Genomic DNA, 7,739 nt, shown 5'->3' with positions numbered 1-7,739 from the left:
GGCATTCACTTTTGGCAATTTAATGGGCAAATCACCTATAAAAAATCAAGTTATGAATAATGCAGGTTTAAAAGTGTTATAATGGCTGTGATGTAAAATCATAAATTAATAGAAAAAGGAGGTGAAACTAAAGTGAAGTTCTTAAAATATCTATTTTTAGGATTTGCAGTAGTTTTTATCATTCACTTTAGCACACAATCCTCAGTAGCAGGAATTACAGATTATGAAGTAAGTGATACTAAAACTTCTGATGCTTCTGAAGGAAATGATTCACCAAATGAAAGTGAAGATCAAGGCGGGCTAACAGAGGCAGTAGAAGAAGAGCTTGAGGATGTAAACGCCGATCAAGCCAAAGAGGGTTCTGAGATTGATGATGTTCCTGATGAAGAAACATCGAATCTAGACGATGAAACCCCTGTTAAAAAGGCTGAAGAGCATTCAGACATAGAAGAAGAGAAACCTGTTCAAGCAAGAATGTCATTAAATAGAGCAACTGTATCACAGTCTACTTTTCAATTGGGTGATCGACATGAGTCGATTCCTAATTTAAAAAGACAACTTAATCGTGTAGGCTTCTCAGGTATTACAGTCACCGATTATTTTGGTGAATATACGAAAACTAAAGTTGAAGAATTTCAAGCGTACTATGGCCTTTCTGTAAATGGCCGGTTAGACAACGCCACGATTCAAAAACTCAATCAGGTTTATAACAGTCCATACCAACTTGGTAAAACTCATGAAGACATCAAAGATATTAAGAGAAAATTAAATCAGCTGGGCTTTAGTGGAATCACTGTAACTGCATACTTCGGTGAGTATATGGAAGGCAAAGTGGAAGATTTTCAAAGAGCTTACGGATTGACAGTTAACGGGATTGTTGATGAGGTCACTTTAAATAAGTTGAATAGCGAAGCAGCTAAAACCAACTTTCAAGTAGGCGACAGCCATCCTAACATTTCGAATATTAAGCAAAAACTAAACCGAATTGGTTTTTCGGGCATTCTCGTGACTAATTATTATGGTGACTTTACGAAACAACGTGTTGAAGAATTCCAAAGATACTACGGTCTATCTGTAACCGGAAGAACTGACGATGCAACGATTCAGAAACTTGATGAAGTGTACAATAGTCCTTTCCAACTTAATAGACGCCATAATGATATTCCTGATATCAAACGAAAGTTAAACCATTTAAGCTATGGCAGAATTACTGTTACCAGTCTATATGGAAGTTTTATGGAAAGACAAGTAAGAGCTTTTCAACGAGACCATGGCTTAGTTGTTAATGGAATCGTAGATGATATTACTTCTGCGCGAATAGAAGCAGAAATCTCAAGAACTAATTTTGGCTTAGGTGATAGACACGGTAATATTTCAAATATTAAGCGAAAATTAAATCGCGTTGGTTTTTCAGGTATTCTGGTGACTGATTATTATGGTGACTTTACAGCAGATCGTGTCAGAGAATTTCAAAGATACTACGGTCTATCTGTAACCGGAAGAACTGACGATGCAACGATTCAGAAACTTGATGAAGTGTACAATAGTCCTTTCCAACTTAATAGACGCCATAATGATATTCCTGATATCAAACGAAAGTTAAACCATTTAAGCTATGGCAGAATTACTGTTACCAGTCTATATGGAAGTTTTATGGAAAGACAAGTAAGAGCTTTTCAACGAGACCATGGCTTAGTTGTTAATGGAATCGTAGATGATATTACTTCTGCGCGAATAGAAGCAGAAATCTCAAGAACTAATTTTGGCTTAGGTGATAGACACGGTAATATTTCAGAAATTAAAAAGAAATTAAACCACGTTGGTTTTTCAGGAATTCTCGTGACTGATTATTACGGTGATTTTACAGCAGATCGCGTAAGAGATTTCCAAAGATACTACGGTCTATCTATAACGGGAAGAACTGATGATGCAACAATTCAGAAACTTGATGAAGTGTATAACAGTCCTTTCCAACTCAATAGGCGTCATGATGATACTAGAGATATCAAAGAAAAGTTGAATCAATTAGGTTATGGTAGAATTACAGTTACTAATCTATATGGCAGTTACATGGAAAGCCAAGTTAAAGCTTTTCAAAGGGATCATGGTCTTGTTGTAAATGGTATTGCAGACTCTGTAACACTGGCAAGGTTAGACAGTGTCTTTGAATCTAGTAAATTAATTATTACCTATAGTGATTATAATTTAAGCTTAGCTCAAGCAGTAAATATTCAAATGGCTATTACAAATCCGCCACCACAAACTGATCTCTATAGAAATGATCCTGCTTATGTAAGTGCACGCTATATTGAGGAAATTCAATTTGGTAAAATTGATGCTTCTAGTAATGTCTATCTGAGAACTAGAGCTGAAATCAGTACTACTACTCAAAAGCATTTATTGAGTCCAGGAACAGAATTGATAGTCTTAGATACTGTTCAAGGAAGTGAATTTAGAGGAAGTAGAAGCTGGTACAAAGTAGAATATCAAAGAGAAGTTTTATATGTTCACACTAGTTTAGTAGCTAAGAGTCATATCGGACATCGTACAACAGCAAATTTAAATGTACGTGCTGGAACAAATACTACGTCTCATGTTTTTGGTACATTGAGCAATGGTTCAAGAGTAACTGTTCTAGAGAAAACAAATAGCAATTGGTATAGAATCAGTTATCAAGCTTGGAGAAACGCAACAAGAGCTGACACACAAAGATATGTAGATCCTACTAATAACAATGACATGCAACATCTTGATCTATCATCCAATATGGGTGCAACAGCTGCAGAATTGAATAAGTTTTTAGAAGGAAAAGGCATCTTAGAAGGTATGGGTGCAGCATTTGTTGAAGCAAGCTTGACGCATAATGTTAATGAACTTTATTTAATCTCACATGCATTATTAGAAACTGGTCAAGGTACTTCGAGATTAGCTAGAGGTATTGTCGTTAATGGAACGACTGTCTACAATATGTTTGGTATTGGTGCAGGTGATCGTGATCCTAATGGTCTTGGCTCTAGAGAAGCATATAGACAAGGCTGGGATACCCCTGAGAAGGCTATAATTGGTGGCGCTAAATTTATCGGTGATAGTTACATTCATGGAGCATTCCAACAAAACACACTATATAAAATGCGCTGGAATCCTTTAGTTATGGCTAATACAGGGAATTTCGGAAGACAATATGCAACAGACATTGGTTGGGCAGTCAAACAAACGACTAATCTACAAAGAATGATCGACCAATTAAGCAACCCAAGATTAAAATATGATTTTGTAAGATATAATTAAACTACTCTTAAGCCTAGTTCTTTTATGAAGAACTAGGCTATTTTTATCGATCTAGTCACAAAAATTAGATTGTTAGTAAAGGATAAAAGGAGTGATTACGCAATTTTGTTCTATACTCAACTTATAGCACATCGTCATATAATTAGCGATTTCTGATCAATCTATTGAATGATCAGGACCTTACCTGTGAAACAAGGGTTTAGGATCATCAAGAAATATGATTAGTTTTTAAATAAAAAATCACGATTTAAAGTGGCTTTAGAGCCATTTTTAATCGTGATAAATTTAAGTAATATTCCATATCTAAATTGTTAAATAAGTTTTTAGAAAATATTTTATTCTGTATCCTCGCTAGTAGCTAAATCAATTGTTAATTGGCTATCGTCAATTAAACCTAAATGATGCTGCAACGTTTGTTTTGTCACCGCTAAATGTTCTTCATCGAGCTGGAAGTAGTATAAGTCTGTCCACAAATCATGACCTTTTAAATTGAGTGTTTCAAGTGAAAGGTTTCCTGAAATACCGTATGAAGCAAAGCCCATCATGTCACTCGTTTCAATGCTTGTTACCATATTATCTTCGATCGCTTCGATTACGGAACCAATTTTGGGAATTGAACCGACTGAAACAGTCTTTTTCAGAATTGCCTCCATTAATTGTTGTTGTCGTTTACCACGCTCAATATCATTATCTTTATATCGCGTTCGAGCGAGGGCGAGAGCTTCTTCACCATTAACTTGCTGGACACCCGGGAGTAAATGAATCGATTTTCCTCGATCGTTTGAATCTGATTCTCTAAACTCGTAGGGCACATCAAACTCAATGCCTCCTAAAGCATCAACAACATCAACAAATGCATGGAAATTCAATCGAACAAAATAATCAACCGGAATCTCTAAAAATCCCTCAACTGCTTCAATCGTTGCTTTTGGTCCACCGAATGCGTGAGCGTGATTAATCTTATCATACTTTTGCGTATGTGGAATATAAACAAGTGAGTCTCGCGGTATACTTAATAATTTAACACTATTTTCTTCAATATTTAATGTCGCTAAAATTAAAGCATCAGATAGTGAAAAGCCTTCGTTGTCTCGATGATTACTTTCATCGACACCAATAAACAGAACTGAAACATTATCTGTCGCTGGATTTACCTCATATTCTCTTAATTCCGATCCCGATGCACGACCATCACTCTCATACGAACTCTCAACAGCCTGATGAGTTTTACTAAAAATACTATATCCATATGCAAAAACAGCCGTAAATAATATGGCTATGGGTACAACAAGAAATAGTATGACCTTTTTATTTCGCCGTTTCTTTTTCACTTGTCGCTTAACGATTCGTGATTTATTATGATTTTCTTTTTTCATTTTTATCCCCTTAGAAAGATATCGACAATCTTATTCCTAATTGTACTATTAAAAATAAGAAAGGTAAATTGAATTATGAATAAAACTCTACTTGTAACATGATTGTAAAGAATCAAGCCATTAGATGTTCGTTAATTGAAAAAATCACCAACAAAATTTTGACTATAATTATTCTGTTTCAATCTTCCTTAAGTTATATCTAGTTACATATTATATCTTAACTACAAAAAGAATTAAACAATAGTGTCGATTCTATAATGACCACAGTAATTAGACGCTAATTTGTCAAAAAAGTTACACAGTTTTTGTTTAGTCTCCCTAAAAGCTTGCGAGATATGAATGAAAACTTTAGACTAAATATCCAATGCTATAAAAACGATTGTTTAAATAACTCTGTTTGCTATAATAAGGAATAACCACATCATTTCCACTCATCTTCATAACCATTCATCGATTGATTTAGCCAGCTTGCGTGCGCTCATCCTAAATCCAAATTAATCCAATAAAATAAAGGAGTGATTTGAAAATGAACATAGTTTTACCTTTAACAAAAACAGAATTACATCAACAATTAGAAGTATTGTTAAAACGCTATCGACGACGTGACAGGATTTATGAAGAAATCCAAGATGCTTACGGAAAAGAGCGGGCAGGTTATCAAGGGGAAATGCAGTTAGATTATTTTTTACACCTGGCAGATTTACAAAAAACATTTAGCTTAGCGGGACCACGGTTAAAATGGGACAAGCATTATTTTCAAATTGACCGGATGATTTTAACTTCATCAGTTTGTTTCATCATCGAATCGAAGAATTTTAAAGGCGAGCTAACCTTAAATGAGGAAGACCAGCTCATCCAACAAACTCCAGATTACCAAAAAGGTTATGATAATCCCTACACTCAAGTCAAACTCCAAGCGAAACAACTTCGTCAAGTCCTAAACAGTTTAGGTTATTCCGATCTACCAATTCATCCACTTGTCGTTTTCACAAATAAAAATGCGATCCTCAATTTAGGTGGAAACGCGGATATGATCACACTACAGCAACTCACATTTCGAATCGATAGCCTCTGCCAACACTACCAAGCAATTTATACAACACCCGAATTGAAAAAACTCGCCTATTTATTATTGAATAAGCACACATTAAAACAAGAAAATATTATTAATCGTTTTAAAGTAGACCTACGTTCAATTCAAGCAGGCGTATTATGCACAAAGTGTGAGTACGGAATCATGAAACGCATACATGGCAATTGGAGCTGCCAAAAATGTCAGCATCAAGATCGACATGCACATATCGAAGCATTAAGCGATTACGCCAGATTATTCAATCCGCTGATCACAAATAAAACAGCACGTCGTTTTTTGCAAGTAGACTCTCCGGATATAATCTACCGGTTGTTATCCGGACTAGAACTCCTAACTAAAGGGAATAATAGGTCAACTCAATATAATCTAGAGAAATTATTAGAAAAAAATAAGTAAGAACTGGCTTTGGCCAGTTCTTTTCTATTGGTTAATGATAATAAAGTTGTGAATCAGTAGGAGGATTCCATTTAATGCATAAATTACACGCGAACGCGTGCAGATTTTGAATTTCGCGTGTAAAACTGAGATATCGCGTGCAGATTCCAAAATTCGCGCGCAAATCCGCAATATCGCGTGCAAATCATAAATATCGCGTATAACCCAATTTATTCCGCCTCGCACGCAAATCCAATCCCCGGCACTTCAATATAGTCAGAATTGGCGATCGCCAATTCTCTCATCCTAAAAGAACGAAAGAACTGGCCACAGCCAGTTCCAACCCACCCACCAAAACAAAAAAAGCTCTGACACGCATCAGCGCATCAGAACCTCAATCATCCTCTTACCACATAAAATTAAATGGATTTAATTGATTCATCAATTGACCCAGCAATGCATCGCCGAACAATGCCAACACAAGTGAGATAATCAAGAAATGGATGATTACAACATACATGACGTCAAGTCCACCTGATTTTTCCTTCGTTTCTTTGATCGTAAAGATCGTACCAATGCTCGCGAGTGATACCGTCATAAAAATTAGCGCCAATAATAATGTGCTAAATAGGTAAGCATTGAAAATACTTACGATAAAGGTCAGCACTGCAAGCCCAGCAGGAATAATCATAAACGTCATAAACCGAGTAAAAACCTGCAAAAAGTCAATCTCAGACTTCATCAAACGAGACACTGCAAATATTACAGAAACCGTGATCGCGATGAAAATGATAAACAAAATAAATGGTAGAACAACTGTAGCGAAGAACGGCGGGCGTCCCCAACTACCTAAAACAAACACTGACAGCGGAATAAAACCAGAGAAAATAAGTAATGTAATCAGTCCATTAATTAAATCCGCTTGCTCGGCACCAACCGACTTACTCGCTTGAAACGGCGCCTTTACTCCCTCAAGTAAGAAATTTAAGAAGCTCTGACCAATCTCCTTCGCTTTCTCAAGCACCGGATCCGGCTCCATCTGACGCACTGGCTGCCCAGGACTACCTGCACCAGTTTCCTCAGCAGTCGCTTGCTTCGCTTCCTCTTGCACCTGCGCTTCGGCTCCAACTACTTCCTCAACGCCATCATCAACTTTCACTTCTGATGGCTCTTCAACAGGCTGACGCTTTAAATGATCAATTTGCTTGCCACAGTTTACACAAAACTTTGCATTTGGATCATTGACAGTTTGACATTTTCCACAAATCAAAACAACCCACTCCTTTAATAATAATCTATTTCAGTCTACCTAAAAAAATGAATAAATCAAAGCAAGAAGCTTTTTTTTATAAAAAACTCACCCTTCATAAAAAAGCATGTACCTCTTCGATTGCCGCCGGCCGACCAAGAAAATACCCCTGTGCATTCTCGACACCTAGCTCCATCGCTAATAAATATTCTTGCCGCGTTTCTAATCCCTCAAGCACAAGCTGAACATCCTGACTCTCACAATAATCTCGAAATAACTGAATTAAAGCCTAGATTATTCATAGCCCAATCATAAAACCTGAATAAACCGCATCAAATCAATTAAAAATAACCAATCA

The 7,739-nt window shown here is 36.4% G+C and carries 5 protein-coding genes; 2 read left to right on the top strand and 3 right to left on the bottom strand.

The genetic code is table 11. The features are described 5' to 3' along the window. The first annotated feature begins 132 nt into the window (after positions 1–132). The gene (locus ABD814_RS03450; RefSeq protein WP_344910354.1) at positions 133–3,288 is read left to right on the top strand and encodes a peptidoglycan-binding protein; all 3,156 of its coding nucleotides are present in this window, start codon (positions 133–135) and stop codon (positions 3,286–3,288) included. Between the two features lie 335 nt (positions 3,289–3,623). Here the strand turns inward: ABD814_RS03450 and ABD814_RS03445 are convergent, their stop codons facing one another. Next, positions 3,624–4,664 carry an LCP family protein gene (locus ABD814_RS03445; RefSeq protein WP_344910352.1) on the bottom strand — a complete coding sequence of 347 codons (1,041 nt, stop codon included), beginning with the start codon at positions 4,662–4,664 and terminating at the stop codon, positions 3,624–3,626. Positions 4,665–5,190: 526 nt separating this feature from the next. Between ABD814_RS03445 and ABD814_RS03440 the strand changes: the two genes are divergently transcribed. Continuing rightward, entirely contained in the window at positions 5,191–6,153 is a 963-nt protein-coding gene (locus ABD814_RS03440; protein ID WP_344910350.1) for a nuclease-related domain-containing protein, read from the top strand. Positions 6,154–6,538: 385 nt separating this feature from the next. Here the strand turns inward: ABD814_RS03440 and ABD814_RS03435 are convergent, their stop codons facing one another. Then, positions 6,539–7,402, bottom strand: a complete 864-nt coding sequence (locus ABD814_RS03435; protein WP_344910348.1) for a zinc ribbon domain-containing protein — start codon at positions 7,400–7,402, stop codon at positions 6,539–6,541. A 94-nt stretch (positions 7,403–7,496) separates the two neighbouring features. Next, complete coding sequence (locus tag ABD814_RS03430) at positions 7,497–7,664, bottom strand: EAL domain-containing protein (RefSeq protein WP_344910356.1); 168 nt, start codon at positions 7,662–7,664, stop codon at positions 7,497–7,499. Between the last annotated feature and the right edge of the window lie 75 nt (positions 7,665–7,739).

Origin of the sequence: Amphibacillus indicireducens, from assembly GCF_039539605.1 — a bacterium.
GTDB lineage: Bacteria > Bacillota > Bacilli > Bacillales > Amphibacillaceae > Amphibacillus > Amphibacillus indicireducens.
The sequence above is the reverse complement of the archived record's forward strand: the minus strand, read 5'-3'. Positions and strand labels throughout refer to the sequence as shown.

Coding starts and splice junctions, on each gene's coding strand:
- ABD814_RS03445 (WP_344910352.1), bottom strand. CDS start 4,664: ATGAAAAAAGAAAATCATAATAAATCACGAATCGTTAAGCGACAAGTG.
- ABD814_RS03440 (WP_344910350.1), top strand. CDS start 5,191: ATGAACATAGTTTTACCTTTAACAAAAACAGAATTACATCAACAATTA.